We start from the raw sequence: 18,963 nt of genomic DNA, 5'->3' as shown, positions 1-18,963 counted from the left end.
GGCGTCGCACACCGCCCGCGGCTGGAGCACCTTCGCCCAGCCGCGACGCGTCACGCCTCAGAAGGTCAGGTCCACCTGCTCCGCGGCGGTGATGGGCCGGCCGAGGAAGCGGGCTCCCACCTCCATGAAGCGCTCCGGCACGTCGGTGACGTAGTACGCGTGTGACGGCGCGCCGTGCGTCCCCGAGGCCAGCCCGCCGCGCTCCTCGAGCAGCGTGGCCACGGCCTCCGCGGTGGCCTCCGCCGAGTCCACGAGCGCCACCTGGGGCCCCACCACCTCCGCGATGACGCCCTTGAGCAGCGGATAGTGCGTGCAGCCCAGCACCAGCGTGTCCACGCCGTCCCGGGTGAACTCGGACAGGTAGTCGCGCGCCACCAGCAGCGGGACGTCACCGGTGGTCCAGCCCTCTTCCGCGAGCGGCACAAAGAGCGGACAGGCGCGGGCCTTGGACCGCACCCGCGGGTCCGCGGCCTCGAGCGCGCGCTGGTAGGCCCCTGAACGAATGGTGCCGGGGGTGCCGATGATGCCCACCCCACCGCCCTGCGTGCGCGACAGCGCGGCCCTGGCACCGGGGAGGATGACGCCCACCACCGGCACCGGCAGCGCGGCCTCTAGCGCGGGCAACGCCACCGCCGAGGCGGTGTTGCACGCCACCACCAGCAGCTTGATGCCGCGCTCCAGCAGGAACTCCGCGTTCTTCAGCGAGTAGCGCGTCACCACCTCGCCGGACTTGGTGCCGTACGGCACCCGCGCGGTGTCCCCCAGGTACACCGTGCTCTCATGGGGGAGCCGGGACATGAGGGCCTTGAGGACGGTGAGTCCTCCAACACCCGAATCGAACACGCCAATGGGACCGTGGCTGCCTTGCCGCATGGAGCGTGTCCCTATCACGTTTGATGCCAACCCCCGCGCAGCCCACGCCGCGCCAGAAAGCACGAAGGGCCGGAGCATGTGCCCCGGCCCTCCGCTCACTCCCCCGTCTGCCCGCCGCGCTCAGTTCTGGATGGCGTACACCGGCAGCGCGGAGTTCGGGCCCGGGAACTGGTGGGCCACCACATCGATGACCGGGAGCGGATCTGGGGTGATGAACTCGCGGCCGTCGCGCCCCTTGCCGTAGACATCCACCGCATACCGGCCGGGCCGCAGGTACTCATAGGTCACCGGGGCGTCGTTGCAGCCGTGCCAGTCGCCCACGTCGCCGTAGACCCACTGGTTCGTCGCGAGGTTGAGGAAGTTGATGCCCACCCGGTCCACCCCCGCCTCGCCGCAGTTCATCGGCCGGCCACCCCACGAGCGCAGCTCCCACCGGATGGCGGCGCCACCAATGGCCCACAGCTCCGCGGTGTGCGAGGTCGGCTGCCCCGCCCAGGTCTCGATGTCGCCCCCGAAGTAGTACTGGGGCAGCGCGTGCCGATCGAGCCCGAAGAGTTCCACGTAGTGGAGGCCCGGCTCCAGGTAGTCCGTCTGGACGTGGTTGCCGCCCTGGCCCTCCCAGCAGCCGAAGTTCCCGCTGTCGCCGTTCTCGAACATCACGTCGACGGAGTCGATGCCGGCCTGGTTGCAGTTGAGGAACGGGCCGTAGGGGGGGGCGAACTGCCAGCTCAGGTAGGCGAAGGAGTGCGGGCGGCCCACCGGGGTCAGGTCCGCGCTCACCGTCACATGCCCGTCCACCACGAAGCTGCCGCTGGCCTCGTAGAGCACCTCGTTGGAGTAGTTGACCGCCACCAGATGGAACGGATAGCGCCCCGGCGCGAAGTCGTGAAGGACGATGCCGTCGAAGCCGTTGGCTTGGCAGTCGTACCGGCCACCGTTGGCCAGCAGCTCGCCGTCGATGGTGACGTTGACGCCCATCACGGCGCGCACGTCATCACAGCGGAGGCCGCCGAAGCTCCAGCGGAAGGTCACATCCCCGCGGTAACGAGGACCATCGTTGTTGACGATACAGCCAGGGAGGATCGCAACGACGCAGAGGAATGCGACCAGCAACCGCGAGTTCATGGGGCACCTGTCGGTGGGGTAGTGAGGTGTTCGGCCCGTTTCAGCTCCATCCGACGGGCAGCCGCGGGAATTATTCACCGCCACCAGCAATCCTGCTCAAGCAACCAACCGTACCCCCATTGTTTGACCCTGTCTTATCGGAGTGTTACGCGCTGCTCCCCATGACGCCCCACCTGCCCCTGGCGCTTGGCGCCATGAACTACGTGGAGATCATCCGCGACGCTTCCCTCATCGAGCTGGCTGTCCTCCTGCTCCTCATGGGGGTATCCGTGGCCTCCTGGGCCCTCATCGCCATGAAGGCGTCCCAGCTCGCCAAGGCTCGCGCACAATCTCTCACCTTCCTCGACACCTTCTGGAAGGCCTCGCGCCTGGAAGCCATCTACCAGTCAGCCCAGAAGCTCGACGGCTCGCCGCTGTCGAAGGTCTTCTGCGCGGGCTATGAGGAGCTGACCAAGCTGGCGCAGACCAAGGAAGGCGGCAACGAGGGCGCCCTGGCCGAGCGGCTGGGCGGCATCGAGAACGTGGAGCGCGCGCTCCACCGCGCCGCCACCGCGCAAATCACGGAGCTGGAGAACCGGGTGTCCTTCCTGGGCACGGTGGGTTCGGCCTCGCCCTTCGTGGGCCTGTTCGGCACCGTCATCGGCATCCTGAGCGCCTTCAACCAGATCGCCGAGCAGGGCAACGCGACGCTGGCCACGGTCGCCGCGCCGGTGGGCAACGCGCTCTTCGCCACGGCCGCCGGCCTGTTCGCGGCGATTCCGGCGGTGGTCGCCTACAACTCGTTCGTCAGCCGCATCAAGGTGTTCGACACGGAGATGTCGAACTTCTCCGCGGACTTCCTCAACATCATCAAGCGGCACTTCTTCCGCTAGGCGGGGCCACCATGGGAATGGGCGGAGGCAACCGAGGCGGTGGCCGCACCACCATGAGCGAAATCAACGTCACGCCGATGGTCGACGTGATGCTGGTGCTGCTCATCATCTTCATGGTGACGGCGCCCCTCATCCAGCAGGGCGTGAAGGTGAACCTGCCGGAGACGAAGGCGGCGCCGGTGGAGGCCACGGAGAAGAAGCTCGTGCTCTCCATCGACGCGGGCCGCAAGGTCTACATCGGTGATGCGGAGGTGGCGCTGGAGGAGCTGGAGCAGAAGCTCGCCGCCAACGCCAAGGCGCAGGCCGACAAGGAGGTCTACCTCCACGCGGACCGCGACGTGCCGTACGGCGTGGTGGTGGAGGTGATGGCCGCCGCCCAGCGCGCGGGCATTGGCAATGTGGGAATGATCACGGACCCGTCGACGGGGGCCGGACGTCCAACAGCGACAAGAGCAAGTCAAAGGAAGCGAAGCGCTAGCCCATGAGCCACTCCGCGGTAAGCCACAGCCTGCTCGTCACGCGCTCCACGCGGCTGTCGCGCTTCGTGGTGGTGTCGGTGGTGGGGCACGTCCTGGTGCTGGTGGCGGCCATCGCGTACGCGCGCTACTCCGCCACGCCCAAGGTGGACCTGGACACCAAGCCCATCCGCGCCACGCTGGTGCGCCTGGGCAAGCCCCGGGACACCAAGCTGCTGCCACGCAAGGAGCAGCTTCCGCCGCCCCCCAAGAAGGTGGACGCGCCCAAGCCGGCCCCCGAAGCGCCGCCGCCGGAGCCCTCGCCCGCCAAGGTGGCCGTGCCCATTCCCGGCGTCCAGCCAGAGCCGTCTCCGGCCAAGCCGGCGCCCCAGAAGGGTGAAGCCACGGGCGAGGACCGGCGCAAGCGGCTCTTCGGCGCCTTCGACAAGACGGCCAAGGCCGCCGAGCCCGAAGAGGCGGAGGGTGCCGAGGACGGGGACCCGGACGGCGACTCGGCCACGGCGGAAGGCGAGCGCTACTTCGGCCTGCTTCAGTCGCAGGTCCGACGCCACTACAGCGTGGCGGACACCATCCCCGAATCCGAGCGCCTGCACCTCAAGGCCATGGTGGCGGTGCGCCTGGGCCGTACGGGTGAAGTGCTGGACGTGAATCTCTCCAAGGCCAGCGGCAACGACCTCTTCGACTCGGCCGTCATCACGGCCGTGCGCAAGGCCGCGCCCTTCTCTCCTCCGCCGGACCATCTCCGAGACGCCCTGCAGAAGAGCGGCGTCAACCTGGTGTTCAACGCCCTATGAAAGCCCTGCTCCTCTCCCTGCTGCTGCTCCCCGTCGTCGCGCTCGCGCAGGCGCCCACCATCGAAATCTCCGGCGCCAACTTCCGGCCGCTGCCGGTGGCGGTGCCCGCCCCCCTGACGCAGAACGACGGCGCGAAGTCGCTGGTGGCCCCCTTCGACGCGGCCTTCAGCTTCGACCTGGCCGCATCCGGCATCCTCCAGGTGCTGGACCGCAAGGGCTTCACGGCGGACGCGAAGGAAGGCATGGCCGCGGCCAGCATCAACTTCAGCCGCTGGGCGGACGTGGGCGCCGAGGCGCTGGTGAAGGTCTCCCTGGCGCAGGACGCGGGCGTGCTGCGTGGTGAGCTGCGCCTGTTCAACGTGGGCACCGGCCGCGAGGACCTGAAGGTGACCAAGGACGCGCCCGCCACCGACGCCTCGCTGCTGGCGCACCGGCTGGCGGACGCGCTCTACCGGCACTTCACCAAGGAGCCCAGCCCCTTCCTGTCGCGCATCACCTACGTGCGCAAGGCCGGCACCAACCGCGACGTCATCGTGGCGGACTGGGACGGAGGCAACGCCCGCGCCCTCACCAAGGGCGGCATCAACATCCTCCCCGGGCTGAGCCCGGACGGCACGCAGGTCGCCTTCACCACGTACCGGAAGAATCGTCCGGACATCTACGTGCAGTCCCCCGGCGGCGAGGCTCGCGCCGTCATCTCCGGTGGGCAGATGGCCACGGGCGCGGCCTTCTCGCCGGACGGCAAGCGCATCGCCTACTCCCTGGCGGAGGGTGAGAGCGCGCAGATTCACGTGGCCAACGTCGACGGCAGCGGCAACCGCGCGCTCACCGACACGCCCTACGGCCTCAACACCAGCCCCACCTTCTCGCCGGACGGCAAGCGCATCGCCTTCGTGTCCAACCGGGGCGGCAGCCCGCAGGTCTACGTGATGAACGCGGACGGCACGAGCGTGCGGCGGCTCACCTTCCAGGGCAACTACAACCAGACGCCGGACTGGTCGCCGCGCGGAGACCTCATCGTCTTCACCGCGCGCGATGAGCGCAACGCCTTCGACCTCTTCACCATCAACGTCGAGACGGGCAAGGTGACGCGCCTCACGCAGGACCAGGGCAGCAACGAGGAGCCCGCCTTCTCGCCCAACGGCCGGCTCATCGTCTTCACGTCCACGCGCAACGGCGGCTCGCAGCTCTACGTGATGACCGCGGACGGCAACAACCAACTGCCGCTGCGCGCCGAAAAGGGCGTCTACCAGACCCCGGACTGGTCGCCGCTGCCGCAGGCGCAGTAGCGAAGCCCCCCATGGGAGCGGGCGTCACAGCCCCTCCCACCCAGCGTGCCGCGATCGAGGCACGCTGGCCCCGGCAGCCCGAGCCCGGACGTCCGCCGTTCCTGGCGACCTGGGCATGAGGGCTGGCAGCGGCAAGCCAGGCGCCCCACGTCCGTCTTGCCTGTAGCTCGGGCCCGGCCGATGGAACGGGCAAGCCAGGGCCCAAACGTCCGCCCTTCCCGGCGGCTCGGGCCCGGCGGCTGAAACGGGCCGACGTTGACAGGCTGGGCGCGCTCGGGTCGAGTCCCACGCATGAGCGCGTCCTTCCGAAGCCAATGGAGCCTGGACCCCGAAGTCGTCTTCCTCAACCACGGCTCGTTCGGGGCCTGCCCCACCGCCGTCCTCCAACGACAGGCGGAGTTCAGGGCCCGCCTGGAAGCGGAGCCGGTGCGCTTCCTCCACCGCGAAATCGAACCGCTGCTGGACGACGCTCGCACCGCGCTCGCCGCGTTCCTCGACGCGGACGCGGATGACCTGGGCTTCGTCCCCAACGCGACCGCGGGCGTCAACACGGTGCTGCGCTCGCTGCGCTTCGCCCCCGGCGACGAGCTGCTCACCACCGACCACGAGTACAACGCCAGCCGCAACGCGCTGGACTTCGTGGCCTCGCAATGGGGCGCGAAGGTGGTGGTGGCGAAGCTGCCCTGGCCGGTGCCGTCCGCGCAGGCGGTGGTGGACGCGGTGCTGCCGCACGTGACGCCGCGCACGCGCCTGTTCCTGGTGGACCACATCTCCAGCCAGACGGCCTTGGTGATGCCGCTGGCGCAGCTCATCGCCGAGCTGAAATCGCGCGGCGTGGAGACGCTGGTGGATGGCGCGCACGGCCCGGGCATGCTGCCGCTGTCCCTGCGCACGCTGGGCGCGGGCTACTACACCGGCAACTGCCACAAGTGGCTGTGCGCCCCCAAGGGCGCCGCGTTCCTCCACGTCCGGCGGGACCTCCAGGACGCCATCAAGCCGCTGTCCATCAGTCACGGACACAACTCCCGGCGGACGGACCGTTCACGCTTCCGCCTGGACTTCGACTGGACGGGGACGCATGACCCGTCCCCCATGCTCTGCGTCCCCGAGGCGATTCGCGTCGTGGGCGGGCTGCTCCCCGGCGGCTGGCCAGAAGTCATGGCGTCGAACCGGGCCAAGGTGATTGCGGCTCGAAACAGGCTGTGCGCCCGGCTGGGCTCGAAGCCGGCCTGCCCCGACGACATGGTGGGCAGCATGGCCACGGTGGGACTGCCCGACGGATACCCGGAGTCCCCCGAGCCCCCGCTCTACGTGGACCCGCTCCACCTGCGGCTCTTCGACACGTACCGCGTCGAGGCGCAAATCACCCCCTGGCCGCGCCCCCCGCACCGGCATGTGCGCATCTCCGCGCAGCTCTACAACACCCCCGAGGATTACGAGGCCCTGGGCAGTGCTTTGGAAGCGCTCCTGCGTTGAGTAGGCTGCCGCGCATGTCGCGTTTCGCCACCATCGATGTGGGAAGCAACTCGGTGCTGCTGCTCGTCGCCGAGCGCATGCCAGACGGCCGCTTCGAGGCCGTGAAGGAGCGTGCGGAAATCACCCGGCTGGGCCGAGGCGTGGACGCGACCCGCCGGCTCTCCGCCGAGGGCATGGAGGCGACGCTCCAGGTGCTGGAGTCCTTCGCCAGCGAAGCGCGCGCCCTGGGCGCCGAAGGCATCGCCGTCTCCGCCACCAGCGCCGCGCGCGACGCGGAGAATGGCGCGGAGTTCCTCGCCGCCGCCAAGGCCCGCGCCGACGTGACGGTGGAAATCATCTCCGGCGCCATGGAGGCGGAGCTGTCCTTCGCCGCGGTGCACGCGGACTTCGCGGCGGACGCGGCCGGGCCGCTGCTGGTGCTCGACATTGGCGGCGGCTCCACCGAATTCATCTACGGCAACCGCGGCGGCCACGTGGACTTCCGCCACAGCTTCGACGTGGGCGCGGTGCGCATGACGGAGCGCTTCGTCCGCTCGGACCCGATGACGCCCGAGGACCGCGCGCGCGTCGAGGCGCACCTGCGCGAAACCTTCCGCTCACTCCCCGCGCCCCCTCCCGGCTCGGCCCTGGTGGGCGTGGCGGGCACCGTGACGACGGTGTACGCCGTGCAGCACGCCATCGACCCCTATGTCGCGGAGCAGGTCCACGGCGGCTCGCTCTCCGTGGGGGAGCTGTCCGCCCTGACGGACCGGCTGTGCACCCTGCCGCTGGAGCAGCGGCGCACCCTGCCCGGCATGCAGCCCAAGCGCGCGGATGTCATCCCCGCGGGCACGCTCATCCTGCTCGAAGCGGTGAAGGCCCTGGGCCTGGACGCGTGCAGGGTGAGTGACAGGGGCCTGCGCTGGGGCCTGCTCGCGCATCGCTTCGGAGCCGGAGCCACCTCTCCATGAACGCCCAACCCGCGGCCTCACCGGCCGCGCCCGCGGCGCCCGCCACCCACGCGGGCTATGCGCTGCTCATCCTCACCCTCATCAACCTGGTCAACTACCTCGACCGCTACATCGTCGCGGTGGCGCTGCCAGGCATCCAGCAGGAATTCGGCATCAACGACACGCAGTCCGGCCTGCTGGGCACCATGTTCATCGTGGTGTTCATGCTGGCCTCGCCGATAGGCGGGTTCCTCGGGGACCGCTACCCTCGGCGGCTGCTGGTCGCGGGCGGCGTGATTCTCTGGAGCCTCGCCACCGGCGCCAGTGGGTTGGCCACGTCCTTCGGCGCGCTGCTGCTGGCCCGCGCGGTGATTGGCATCGGTGAAGCGGGTTACGGCGCGGTGGCCCCGAGCATCATCTCGGACCTGTACCCGCGCACCCAGCGCACGCGGATGTTGGCGTTCTTCTACATCGCCATTCCCGTGGGGGCTGCGGCGGGCTACGGCCTGGGCGGGTGGCTGACGCAGGCGTACTCGTGGCACGTCGCCTTCTTCGCGGGAGGCGTCCCGGGCCTGATTCTGGGCGCCATGGCCTTCTTCATGCCGGAGCCTCAGCGCGGCGCCATGGACGGACCGGAAGCCCAGGCGAAGCTGCCCTTCATGGTGGGCCTGAAGGGCCTGGGCCGCAATGCGGCCTTCTGGGCGGTGACGGCCGGCTACACGCTGATGACGTTCTCCATTGGCGGCCTGGGCTTCTGGATGCCCACGTACCTGGTGCGCGAACGCGGCCTGGCGCAGGACAGCTCGGGCTTCATCTTCGGCGCCATCACCGCGGTGGCGGGACTCTTGGGAACGTTGGCGGGCGGGTGGCTGGGCGACAAGCTCGACCGCAAGCGCGAGGGCGGCGGCCTGTGGATGTCCGGCATCGGCCTGCTGCTCGCGTCGCCGTGCATGTTCCTGGCGGTGCAGTTGGACGCAGTGGGCCCCACGTTCGCGGCCATCGCCGTGGCCCAGTTCCTCATCTTCCTCAACAGCGGGCCCATCAACGCGGCCATCGTCAACTGCGTGCCGCCCGCGTTCCGCGCGTTCGCCATGGGGTTGAACGTGCTGTGCATCCACCTGCTGGGTGACGCGATTTCCCCCACCCTCATCGGCAACATCGCGGACGCATCCAACCTGCGCACCGCCATCGCGATGAACGCGTTGCCCGTGCTCCTGGGCGGCTTCGCGCTGCTGGTGGGCGCGCGGCTGTTCCGCGAAGCCGTGCCCCGGGAGCGTTAACTCCGGGCGGAGGCGTCCAGCTTCGGCCGGTACTCATCGGCCAGACGCTCCACTTCCGAGGCGAGCCGCTCGCCCTCCGCGAGCAGCATCGCCTTGAGCCGTACGCGGTTGCCCATCGCCAAGAACACCCGGATGTCGCGCTGGAGCACGCTCCAACGTTCGGAGAAGTAGAGGGTGAACAGCGCCAGGGGCGGCACGGCCACGAAGACGGCCACCGCCAGCACAGCGCCGCCCCAGAAAGCCGCTGCGGTCGTCAGCGCGCCCCACCACACCAGCGCCACCACGAAGGCGGTGAGGAACTTCACCGTCGCCTGGACGTCCAGCTCGGCGCGGCGGCTGGCGAGCCGAGGCACCTGATACGGCAGCCAGAACAGGCCCAGTCCGAGCGCGAACAGCGGCAGCCCCAACTGGAGCGCCAGCAGCGTCTTCACCACGAAGGGCACCACGTTTCCGGCGCGGTAGACGAGCGCCAGGTCCTCCGGCCCCGTCGCCCGCACCAGCCCCATCCGATGCTGGAACGCGACGAACTGCTCGCGGAGTCGCTCGAAGCGCTCGGGCTCATGCGTGCGGAAGAGCTGGACGCCTCGCGCCCACAACCGGAGCCGCTCCGCGTCGAGCGCCCCGCCCTGTCTGAAGGCGAAGAGCTGCTCAGCGAGCTGCACCAGCGGGAGGTCCGCCCACTGCTCCAGGTTGAGCGTCACCGCGCGCAGCCCCTCCGCGATGCGCTCCGTCAGGCGGCGCACGGCGTCCGGCTCGGCGGCGGCGTCCGCGGGGAGGTAGTCCCGCACGTCGATGGCGGGCCCCACGTCGATGAGCACCTCGCTGCGGAACACGTGCTTCTCCGCGTAGGTGAGCCCCACGGGGACGATGCGCACGGCCGCACCGGCCTTCGCCGCGTTCAGGGCGATGCGCGCCGCGCCCGTCTTCAGCTCCGCGAGCCCGGGCTCGGAGTGGCTCTTGCCCTCGGGGAAGATGGTGATGGCACGGCCCTGCACCAGCGCGCCCTTGGCGGCGTCCAGCGTGCCTTCGTTGCCGCCCATCTTCGTGGGGTCATCCTGCTTCCGGTACACGGGCAGCGCGTCCAGGCCCTTGAGCAGCCAGCCAATGACGGGCATCCGGAACAGGGGGGCCTTCGCCAGGAAGGTCACCTTGCGCCGCGTGAGGATGAACACCAGCGCCGGGTCGATGAGCCCGTTCGGGTGGTTGCCCACGAAGAGCACCGGGCCTTCAGGCTCCAGCGCAGGGGCATTCACCTTCACCCGGTAGAAGAGACGCAGGCACAGGGCCACCACCGCACGCACGCACTCGTAGAACACGGAGGAGACTGTACTCCACGTCTCAGGGATACCGGTCCACCACCTGGATGACGCCCGTGTTGTCCTGCACCACGGAGAAGCCCTTCATGGGGCTCGGGTAGGCAATCAGGCCTTCCCCGTCCCTGTCCCACCGCGAATCCAGGAGGATGCCGCAGAAGGGCACCGACGCTCCGGACTCCGGGAGGAAGATGCGGTCATACCGGCCAAACACGCGGTGCTTCGTCACGTACAGGCGCCCACCGATGCGCGCGCCCGGGAGCTGCTGCTCGCCGGTGTCTCGCGGCAGGGCAATCACGAAGCTGTAGTTGTAGCGCGCCGGCCCCGGATGGTCCTGGATGGCGTCCACGATGACAGGGACCTTGTCTCCCGGCTTCAGGCCCAGGCGCTCCATCTGGAGCATGGCGCCCCGAGGACACGTGCCCTCGGGAGGCATCCACTTCGGCCGCTCGGGCCCCGCCGCGGAGGCCTTCGCGTGCCCACAGCCGGCCATGGCGCCCCAGAGCCCCAACCCCACCACCCATCTCCGCCAGCGCATGCGCACCCTCCCCGTCCTCAGAACGTGCCGATGCTGAAGTGGAACTGCGTGGTGGCCTCGTTGATGGACTCGTCCGGGTCCAGGTTGAAGCCCACGTCGAAGGCCAGCGGGCCCACGGGCGTCACGTAGCGCAGGCCCGCGCCCGCCGCGTAGCGCAGCCGGCCCGGGTCGAACTGCGTCCGATCCAGCCACAGGTTGCCCGCCTCGAAGAACAGGCCCAGGTCCACGGAGGACAAGGCCGGCAGGCGCAGCTCCGCCTTCCCCAGCGTGAAGAGTTCGCCGCCCTGGCTCGTGGGCACCTGCCCCGCGAGGACGGCCTTCAGCTCCGCCGAGCACCCCGCGGGCGAAATCAGCGCCCGGCAGTCCCGCAGGCGCTGTCCCAAGGCCCCGCGCACGTCCTCGGGCAACACGCCGTCCTCGCGGAAGCCCCGAAGGCTCGACGAACCGCCCAGGTAGAACAGCTTCGAGCCGATGGCCTGCGCCTGGTCCTGCAGCGGGAGGATGGTGCCCGCGCGCGCGGACAGCGCCACACTCGCCCGGCGCCCCAGGGGGATGTATCCGCTCAGGCTGCCGGACAGCTTCACGCCGTCGATGGGGTACGCGTCCACGCGGTTGCCGGCGACGTCCGTGGGGCGCACGCTCAAGCCCCGGGTGAACTCCGCGCTGGAGACGAACACCACGCCGCGCCGCGGGTTGGCCGGGTCGTCGCGGAAGTCGAGCGTGGCCGCGGGCCGCAGCGAGTGCAGCGCGAAGTCGCCGAACGGATAGCGCAACCGCTCCTGGTCGGCGCGGTTGAGCAACTCCAGCACGCCCGCACGCGAGCGAAGCTGGTTGTTCTCCACTTCGTACGACAGCGACACGTTGAGCCACGACGACACCGCCCAGTCCGTGGCCGCCGCCGCGGCGAACCGCGAGGACACGTAGGAGGGCCGGTGGATGCGCTCGCCAATCAAGTCCAACCGGGCGCCCACCTGGAACGGCAACAGGAAGAACAGCCGCGGCTGCGCCAGCGCGAGGTTGCCCCGGCCGCCAAAGCCGTTGAGGCCCTGGAGCTCCAAGTCACAGCCCGGCGCCGGACCGCCTCCGGGCACCACCTGCTGACACGCGATGCGCCTGTCCCGGGACAGCGCTTCCGCGCCCCAGCCCGCGTAGTTGATCTTCCCTCGCGCCAGCAGGCTGAGCCCCAGGCCGTCGAGGTTGCGATACGCCGTGTCCAGGGTGATTCGGGGACCGTCCACCAGGAAGTAGCCACCGGACACCTGGCCATCCAACCGGGGCCGCTCCTGGACGGACACCATCACGTCCTTGGTGTCCTCGCGCCGGGTCGGGTCGGCCAGCGCAACGTCCACCTGGCGGAACACGCCAAGCCGGGCCAGCCGGCGCTGCCCTTCCGTCAGCTCGTCCAATGAGACGGGCTTGCCCTCCACCATCGCCAGGTTGGCAAGCACCAGGTCCGGGTCGGTGCGCGTCAGCCCCTGCACCAGAATCTTGCCCACCTTCACCTGGGGGCCCGCGTCCGCGCGGAAGATGACGGTCGCCTGCGTACCGTCCTCGACCACGCCCGTCTCCGTGGTGACGCGCGCGAAGAGGTAGCCCTGCCGCCCCAGCTCCTGCTCGAGCACCTGGCGCGAGGACTCCACCGCGTCGAAGCTCAGCGGCTCGCCCTCGCTCACGCGGCGCCCCATGGCCCACGAGGACAGGCCCGCCGGCACACCCTCGAACACCACCTTCACCAGCTTCGCTTGAGGGCCTTCCACCACGTCGAAGTCCGCGACCGCCGTGCGCGCCTTCACGTCCACCGTCAACCCACGGAAGGACACCGCCGCGGAGAGGTAGCCCTGCTCGCGGTAGACCTCGTTCATGGCGTCCACGGCCTCCTGCCACGCGTCCTCCACGTACACCGTGGAGGGTGGCGGCGGCGGCGCGACACCGGGCAGGGCCGCACCGTGGCGCCCCTCCGTGTCCATCGGGTCATCGCGCATCGGCAGCTCCAGCTCTGGCCGCGCCATGCCCGCCAACACCCGTCCCGACAGCAACGCGCGCAATGTGTCCGCGGGCAGCCCCGCGTTGCCGAGGAAGCGCACGTCGGAGACGCGCGTCACGTGCCCCTCCTCCACGTCGAACACCAGCGCCGCCGCCTCACCGTCGGGCCGGAGCACTTCACGGGGCCGCACCCGCACGTCGAGGAAGCCCCGGTACCGGTAGAAGACCTCCACGCGGCGCGCCAGGCGGCCCGCGACCACCTCGTCCATGGGCTCCGAGACGTCATGCGCCAGCACGCGCTGCAGCACCTCCTGGGGGAAGTGCCGGTTGCCATGGAAGCGCAGCATGTACTTGGGCCCCGCCGCCAACGGCACCGCCACCGACGCGAAGCTTCCTTCCACCATCACCGCGGGCGCCCCCACCTGCGCGCGCCAGTACCCCTCTTCACGCATCAACGTGCGCAGGTGGTCCAGCGAGCCGGTGAGCCGTGCCCGGTCGAACACCTGCCCGGGCTGGAGCTCCAGCACCGCCAGCAACCGCTGCAGCGGCAAGCCCGGGCTGCCGGAGAAGGTCACCTGTCGCACCCGGGTGGGCAGCCCTTCGGTGACGGTGAACACCACCGCGATGCCATTCGTCACCGGCTCCTGCGTCACCGTGACTTTCGTCGCGTCGTAGCCCTTGCGCTGGTAGGCCTGGAGGACGGCCGCCACCGCGCCGTCCAGCTCCTCCGCGTCCAGCGGCCCGCCTTCGAGCAGGCCACTGGCCTCCAGGAGCTCTCCGTCCGACAGCACGCCGTTGCTCTCGAAACGCAGCCGCGCCAGCCGCGCCACCGGCGTCAACTGGAACATCAGCCGCACCCCGCCCTTCACGGCCTCCGTGCGCGCCACCACGTCCGTGAAACGGCCCGTGGCCCACAGCCGCTCCACCGAGCGTCGCACCGCGCCCGGCGTCAGCGTCTGCCCCTTGCGCACCGCCACCAGTTCGCTCAAGCCCTGCGCGTCCGCCCCGCCAGGCAGGTGCAGCTCCACCGCGACGACCTCGGCGCCGAACGCGCTGCCGTCGTCGCCCCGAGCGTGCGCTGGGAGCGTGAAGAGGACGCAGAGCCCCAGCGCCAGCAGCACCAGGGCGCGGGCTACTCGACCTCCCAGCTCAGCTTCAGCTCGAGCCCGAGGTTTCCAAACGAGGCTTCGTTGTTCTCGTTGTCCCACTGGGCCTGCGCGGAGAGTCGGTCATCGAAACGGTACTCGGCCCGCGCCCGCGTGCCGCGCCCGCTCACGGGTTGCGTCATGCCGATTTTAAGCTGCTCGCTCAGGAACTTCGACTCCAGTTGCGCGGTCGGCTCCGCTTGCCGGGTGGCGTCGTTATAGGTGGTCGAAATCTGAAGGGACAAATCTCTCAACACCGGATTGCTGGGAAGGAACCGCTGGAGTTGCCGGTCCAGCCCCGACACGTTGAAGAGGGCCTCGGCCGCCAGCCCGGCGCCCGCCGAGGCCGCCGTGTCCTGGTCCGAGGAGGTGAACCCGAGGGTCAGCAGGGAGATGATGTCCCCCTCCACCAGCGCGGGCTCGGATGAAAGCAGAATCTGGGGGTCCGCCACCTTGCCGAAGGCGTGCAACCGGACGACGAACTCACGCACCAGCGTCTGGGCCTGGACCTCGAAGACGGGGTCGATTTGCGTCGCGTCCTGGAACTCGAGCTGCCCCTGGTTGATGGTGAAGGGGTTGTTGCGGAAGAACGCCTGGCTGCCCTCCGCCAGCTCCACCCGGCCGAGCAACCCCGGCCGCAGGTCCGTCCCCGTCAGCCGCACGTCGCCGAGCAGCCGCGCCTTGGCCAGGTTGTTGTCCACCCGGACGTCACCGAAGTGCACGTTCACGTCCCAGAGGACCCAGGGCTTGGGCGGCTCGCCCGAAGCGGACGCGGAGCTCAACGCCGCCGGGTGCGAGGTGCGCTTCTGGAGCGTCTTCAGCAGCGACTCCACGTCCAGCGCCTTCTGGTAGCGCATCTTCACGATGTCGATGCCGCCGGTGACGGTGAAGCCCTTGGGCGGCCCCACCACCTGGAGCAGGCCGGAGTAGGTCGCGGGCAGGTCCTCCGTGAAGCGGTAGGGCACCTCGTCCAACTGCACCGTGAGGCCCAGTCGCTTCGGCAGGAAGCGCTCCAGCCGCACGTCGCCACGCGCGGACACCCGGCCTTCGTTGATTTGCCCCTGCAGGTGCTCCACCAGCACCCGCTGGCCCGTCATCTCCACGCGCCCGGACATGTTGCGCACCTGGACGGGCCAGTCGCGCATGGCCAGCCGCATGTCGAACAACTCGGCGGTCCCCATCACGGAGGGCTTGTCCAGCGTGCCGGAGGCCCCCGCGTCCACGGTGACGCGCCCGGAGGCCCGCTCCACCATGGACGGCATCAGCGACTCCAGCAGGCGCACGTCCAGCCCACCGCGCAGCGTGACGTCCAATCCGCGCTGGCTCATCCAGCCGCCGAGCGTCAGGTCCACATGCTGCCCTTTGAAACGGAAGGGCTGCACGTCCGTGCGGCCCCCCGCGTAGGCGAGCACGATGGGCCCGGCGTTCTCCCCTCTCAGGTCGTCGCGCGAGAGGGCCAGCCGCTCCACGGTGGCGTTCACCTGCGACCCGGCCAGCTCCAGCAGCAACCCCTTGGAGGTCACCGTGCCCGCGAGCGAACCGCTGACGCCCGCCCACATCGGCGCGTCCGGCAGCAGCGGGCGAATCTCCGGCAGGGCGAAGGAGCCCTGGGCTTCGTAGGGCCACCCTTCCTGCACCTTCATGAGGATGCGGCCCTTCGCGTCCCGGAAGGGATGGCCCCACACCTCGAAGTTCTTCCCCACCATCTTCCCGGTGAGGTCCATGGCGCCCAGGTTCCGCTCGGCGAAGGTGACGCGCGGCGCGCGCAGCGTCATGTCCACCACGGGCACGTCGGCGGTGCCGGACACGACGCCGTCCATCACCATCGTCCCCTGGATGCCCATGCGTCCGGCGAGCTCCGGGTCCACGGCTTCCGCCAGCGACAGCCCGTCACCTCCGAAGCGGTAGTCCAGGCCGCCCGCGAAGGTGAACGTGCCCTCCGCCCACGTGCGGCCCAACGGGCCCGTGAGGGTGGTGCGCTCCAGCACCATGGCCTTGCCGTCCACGAAGCGCAGCCGGGTCTCCCCGTCGCCCATGCGCCGCCCGTAGTAGGTGGTGTCCTTCAGGTCGAAGGCCACCAGCCCCTCCAGCTTCTCCACGGGGCTGTCCACCTCGACGCGGCCGGAGACCGTCCCACCCAACGTGCCCTGCATCACCGCGAGCGAGGGGCTCAGCCCCGCCACCACGTCCACCAGGTCCTCGGAGCGGCCCTGCGGGACATTCACCTCCAAGCGGAGGTTGAGCAGCCGCCCGAAGTTCACCCCGGCCTTGCCGTAGTACGGCGTGCGCCCCTTCTGTCCGGAGAAGGAGGGGAACGTCAGCACGTTGTCCTTGTAGCCCAGCTTCCCCTGCAGCACGCCCAGCGACAGGTTCCAGAACTCGAAGTCGCGGAAGGACAACCCCGCTTCCACCTTCACGTCCGCGGCGGGGCCCGTAATCGTGTACGTGGCGCTCCCGCGTCCGGCCCAGGGCAGGCCCGCGATGTGGCCGAAGTCCGCCAGGTCCACGTCGCCCTTCCCGTGGATGTCCAGGCCCAGCCCACCGGAGAGCAGCAGCGCCACATCCGCCGTCACCTTCGAGTGGCCCGTCTCCACCGAGACGTTGCTGAAGGCCACGCGGTCCGGCTGAATCTTCACCTGCGCCTGCGCCCGTCCCTTCTCGAAGGACAGGATGGTGAGCCCGTCTCGGGGCTGCGTGTCGAATGCGTGCGTGGCCAGCACGAAGCGGCCCGTGCGCAGGTCCAACGGCCCCGACAACGAGAACTTCGGCAGCAGGTTGCCCGTCAGGTGCGCGTCCAGCGTCGCCGGGAAGTCCACCCAGGAGCCCTTCACGCCCGCACGGTCCAGGATGCGGCCCAGCGACGCGTCCTCCGTCGCGAGCGTCACCTCCAGCGGGAAGGTGGGCGTGAGGCCCAGGCGCCCCGTCGCGTGGACCTTGCCCGCGCCCACGGGGATGGTGACGTCCTCCAGGAGGACCTCGTCCCCCGAATATGACAGGCGCGCGCTGAGGTTCGTCGGCCCGAACTGCGCATAGCCCAGGCTGTTGCCCGACAGCTCCAGGGACACCGCGGGGGACTCCGCCTTTCCCGCGATGGAGACACGCGTCCAGAGGTGTCCCGTCGCGGGACTGGGAATCAACCGGGCCTGATAGAGCGAGCGCAGCGGGAGGAACACCTGCGCGTCCAGGGCCAGCCGCGGCGAACACAGCGAGTCCACGCGGCCCGACACGGTGGTGGTGATGTCGTCCAGTGACACCTCCGCGCGCTCCAGCTCCAACAGGGCTTCATCCGGGTCGAGCGCGCCCGCGACCACGAGCTGCCCCAGCGTCAGCTCCCGCCCATCCGGCCCCAGGCGTACGAGCCCACGCCGGGCCTCCACGTCGAGCTCGATGACGCCCCACTGTTCGTCCCAATGGACGTTCAGCTCGTCCACCTCCACGCGCCGCCCCTCTGGCAGCGCGAGCCGCAGCTCTGCGCCGGCGATGTCCAGCTTCGCCACGCGCAGGTGCTCCAACGGCTCCAGGAAACAGAAGGCCGGCTTTGGCTCCTTCGGCGCGCTCGGTCGCGACAGGTCGAGCACCACCCGAGGACGCGACGCCTTCACGCTCGCCAGCGTCAGCCGGCCGCGCAGGGGCTGCAGGAATCCAAGCTGCACCTCCGCCCGGTCCACCGCCACCAGCGGCGTATCCGTGCCCGGAAGGAAGAGCGAGAAGCCGTGCACCACCACGCGGGAGCCGAGCGGATCCAACTCGCAGCGGCCGAGCCCGACATCCAACCCCATCACTTCCGGCAGGTGCCTGCGGCCCAACGTGCAGGCCAGCTCCCAGGTCTCCGGCATGCGCAACAGGAGCACGCTCCCCGACAAGACGAGGAGCACCAACAGCAGCGCCCTGCGCGCACCGTGGCGGCTCTGAGAGGACAAAGCCGCTACAGTTTACCCAGCCCTTCGAGGTAGCGGTCGATCTCCGCGAGGTCCACCTTGCTGCTCGTCGTCCTGGGGAGCGCCGACGCGGGAGCGTTCGGCCGCTCGGCTGCCTGCCCGGTGGCCGTGTTCACCCCGAGCAGGCCCAGGTTCTTCCCGATGCGGTGGACCAGCTCCGCGGACACCGTCTGCTCGCGCGCCAGGAACGCCTCGAAGAGCGCGTTGTCACACAGGGTGTTGATGACGCGGGGCGAGCCGGAGGAGTGCTGGTGTACGGCCAGCAGCGCCTCGGGACTGAAGGGCATCCGCGGGCAACCCGCGAGCCGGAGGCGGTGCTTGACGTAGGCCTCGGTGGACTCGGCGGTGAAGGGCTCCAGCCGGTAGCGCATGGCCACGCGCTGCGCGAGCGGCGCGTCCAGCTTCAGGTTCTTTTCAATCTCCGGCAGGCCGAAGAAGACGAAGGAGATGAGCTTGCGCTCGGGGACTTCCAGGTTGAGCAGCCCCCGGAACTCCTCCATCAGCTCGCGCGTCTCCAGCATCTGCGCCTCGTCGATGAGCACGACGGCCTTCTTGCCGGACTCATAGATTTGGAGCAGCCGCTGGTAGAGCTGCGACAGCAGCGCCAGCTTCTCCTGCGCGGGGTTCTCCACGCCCAGTTGGAGCGCGATGCGGCGCAGCAGCCAGTTGGCGGTGATGCCCGAGTGGATGATGACCAGCAGCGCGGCCTCGTACTCGGACTCCGGAAGCGAGTCGAGCATGCGGCGGGCCAGCGTCGTCTTTCCCGCGCCGATGTCACCGACGAGGATGGACAGGCCCTTCATGTAGCTCACCGCGTGCATCAACCGGGTGAGCGCCTGCGAGTGCTGGGCGGAGTTGTAATAGAAGCGGCTGACCGGAGCGTTGGAGAAGGGCTCCTGGGTCAGCTCGAAGAAGTCCAGGTACGTAGTCAT

The 18,963-nt window shown here is 69.9% G+C and carries 13 protein-coding genes and 1 pseudogene; 7 read left to right on the top strand and 7 right to left on the bottom strand.

Annotated features, from left to right (window positions below):
• Positions 1–57: 57 nt before the first annotated feature.
• Complete coding sequence (gene murI, locus A176_RS05625) at positions 58–873, bottom strand: glutamate racemase (RefSeq protein WP_002638925.1); 816 nt, start codon at positions 871–873, stop codon at positions 58–60.
• 120 nt (positions 874–993) lie between these two features.
• Complete coding sequence (locus tag A176_RS05620; RefSeq protein ID WP_002638924.1) at positions 994–1,998, bottom strand: hypothetical protein; 1,005 nt, start codon at positions 1,996–1,998, stop codon at positions 994–996.
• A 161-nt stretch (positions 1,999–2,159) separates the two neighbouring features.
• On the opposite strand from A176_RS05620, the gene A176_RS05615 reads away from it, so the two are divergent.
• The 7 genes and pseudogenes from A176_RS05615 to A176_RS05585 all read left to right on the top strand — a co-directional run bounded on the left by A176_RS05615 (position 2,160) and on the right by A176_RS05585 (position 9,114).
• Positions 2,160–2,870 carry a MotA/TolQ/ExbB proton channel family protein gene (locus A176_RS05615; RefSeq protein ID WP_002638923.1) on the top strand — a complete coding sequence of 237 codons (711 nt, stop codon included), beginning with the start codon at positions 2,160–2,162 and terminating at the stop codon, positions 2,868–2,870.
• An 11-nt stretch (positions 2,871–2,881) separates the two neighbouring features.
• Positions 2,882–3,348 (top strand): annotated as a pseudogene (gene tolR, locus A176_RS05610) (protein TolR).
• A gap of 3 nt (positions 3,349–3,351) precedes the next feature.
• A complete protein-coding gene (locus A176_RS05605) occupies positions 3,352–4,140 on the top strand; it encodes an energy transducer TonB (protein ID WP_002638921.1) in 789 nt (262 codons plus the stop codon).
• Positions 4,137–5,429 carry a Tol-Pal system beta propeller repeat protein TolB gene (tolB, locus tag A176_RS05600; RefSeq protein WP_002638920.1) on the top strand — a complete coding sequence of 431 codons (1,293 nt, stop codon included), beginning with the start codon at positions 4,137–4,139 and terminating at the stop codon, positions 5,427–5,429. The genes A176_RS05605 and tolB overlap by 4 nt, the downstream gene beginning before the upstream one ends.
• A gap of 291 nt (positions 5,430–5,720) precedes the next feature.
• The gene (locus A176_RS05595) at positions 5,721–6,905 is read left to right on the top strand and encodes an aminotransferase class V-fold PLP-dependent enzyme (protein ID WP_002638919.1); all 1,185 of its coding nucleotides are present in this window, start codon (positions 5,721–5,723) and stop codon (positions 6,903–6,905) included.
• Between the two features lie 14 nt (positions 6,906–6,919).
• Positions 6,920–7,855 carry a Ppx/GppA phosphatase family protein gene (locus A176_RS05590; RefSeq protein WP_002638918.1) on the top strand — a complete coding sequence of 312 codons (936 nt, stop codon included), beginning with the start codon at positions 6,920–6,922 and terminating at the stop codon, positions 7,853–7,855.
• Positions 7,852–9,114 carry a spinster family MFS transporter gene (locus tag A176_RS05585; protein ID WP_002638917.1) on the top strand — a complete coding sequence of 421 codons (1,263 nt, stop codon included), beginning with the start codon at positions 7,852–7,854 and terminating at the stop codon, positions 9,112–9,114. Before A176_RS05590 ends, A176_RS05585 begins: the two co-directional genes overlap by 4 nt.
• Here the strand turns inward: A176_RS05585 and A176_RS05580 are convergent.
• Genes A176_RS05580 through A176_RS05560 form a run of 5 tightly spaced genes read right to left on the bottom strand, consistent with a single transcriptional unit; the run spans position 9,111 to position 18,963 of the window.
• Positions 9,111–10,430, bottom strand: coding sequence for a 1-acyl-sn-glycerol-3-phosphate acyltransferase (locus A176_RS05580; RefSeq protein ID WP_002638916.1), 1,320 nt, complete (start codon positions 10,428–10,430; stop codon positions 9,111–9,113). The genes A176_RS05585 and A176_RS05580 overlap by 4 nt on opposite strands.
• A 22-nt stretch (positions 10,431–10,452) precedes the next feature.
• Positions 10,453–10,965 (bottom strand): hypothetical protein, encoded by a 513-nt coding sequence (locus tag A176_RS05575; RefSeq protein WP_021781096.1) that lies wholly within the window; start codon positions 10,963–10,965, stop codon positions 10,453–10,455.
• 17 nt (positions 10,966–10,982) lie between these two features.
• The gene (locus A176_RS05570; RefSeq protein ID WP_044889670.1) at positions 10,983–14,066 is read right to left on the bottom strand and encodes a POTRA domain-containing protein; all 3,084 of its coding nucleotides are present in this window, start codon (positions 14,064–14,066) and stop codon (positions 10,983–10,985) included.
• Between the two features lie 14 nt (positions 14,067–14,080).
• Positions 14,081–18,013: a translocation/assembly module TamB domain-containing protein gene (locus A176_RS05565; RefSeq protein WP_044889625.1), complete on the bottom strand. Its 3,933-nt coding sequence runs from the start codon at positions 18,011–18,013 to the stop codon at positions 14,081–14,083.
• 5 nt (positions 18,014–18,018) lie between these two features.
• The gene (locus A176_RS05560; protein ID WP_002638912.1) at positions 18,019–18,963 is read right to left on the bottom strand and encodes an ExeA family protein; all 945 of its coding nucleotides are present in this window, start codon (positions 18,961–18,963) and stop codon (positions 18,019–18,021) included.

It is taken from the genome of Myxococcus hansupus, assembly GCF_000280925.3.
GTDB lineage: Bacteria > Myxococcota > Myxococcia > Myxococcales > Myxococcaceae > Myxococcus > Myxococcus hansupus.
The sequence above is the reverse complement of the archived record's forward strand: the minus strand, read 5'-3'. Positions and strand labels throughout refer to the sequence as shown.

Bases quoted from the DNA above. Each gene is read 5' to 3' on its own strand.
- tolB (WP_002638920.1), top strand. From the start codon at position 4,137: ATGAAAGCCCTGCTCCTCTCCCTGCTGCTGCTCCCCGTCGTCGCGCTC.
- A176_RS05620 (WP_002638924.1), bottom strand. From the start codon at position 1,998: ATGAACTCGCGGTTGCTGGTCGCATTCCTCTGCGTCGTTGCGATCCTC.
- A176_RS05560 (WP_002638912.1), bottom strand. From the start codon at position 18,963: ATGACTACGTACCTGGACTTCTTCGAGCTGACCCAGGAGCCCTTCTCC.
- A176_RS05605 (WP_002638921.1), top strand. From the start codon at position 3,352: ATGAGCCACTCCGCGGTAAGCCACAGCCTGCTCGTCACGCGCTCCACG.
- A176_RS05590 (WP_002638918.1), top strand. From the start codon at position 6,920: ATGTCGCGTTTCGCCACCATCGATGTGGGAAGCAACTCGGTGCTGCTG.
- A176_RS05595 (WP_002638919.1), top strand. From the start codon at position 5,721: ATGAGCGCGTCCTTCCGAAGCCAATGGAGCCTGGACCCCGAAGTCGTC.
- A176_RS05585 (WP_002638917.1), top strand. From the start codon at position 7,852: ATGAACGCCCAACCCGCGGCCTCACCGGCCGCGCCCGCGGCGCCCGCC.
- A176_RS05615 (WP_002638923.1), top strand. From the start codon at position 2,160: ATGACGCCCCACCTGCCCCTGGCGCTTGGCGCCATGAACTACGTGGAG.
- A176_RS05575 (WP_021781096.1), bottom strand. From the start codon at position 10,965: ATGCGCTGGCGGAGATGGGTGGTGGGGTTGGGGCTCTGGGGCGCCATG.
- murI (WP_002638925.1), bottom strand. From the start codon at position 873: ATGCGGCAAGGCAGCCACGGTCCCATTGGCGTGTTCGATTCGGGTGTT.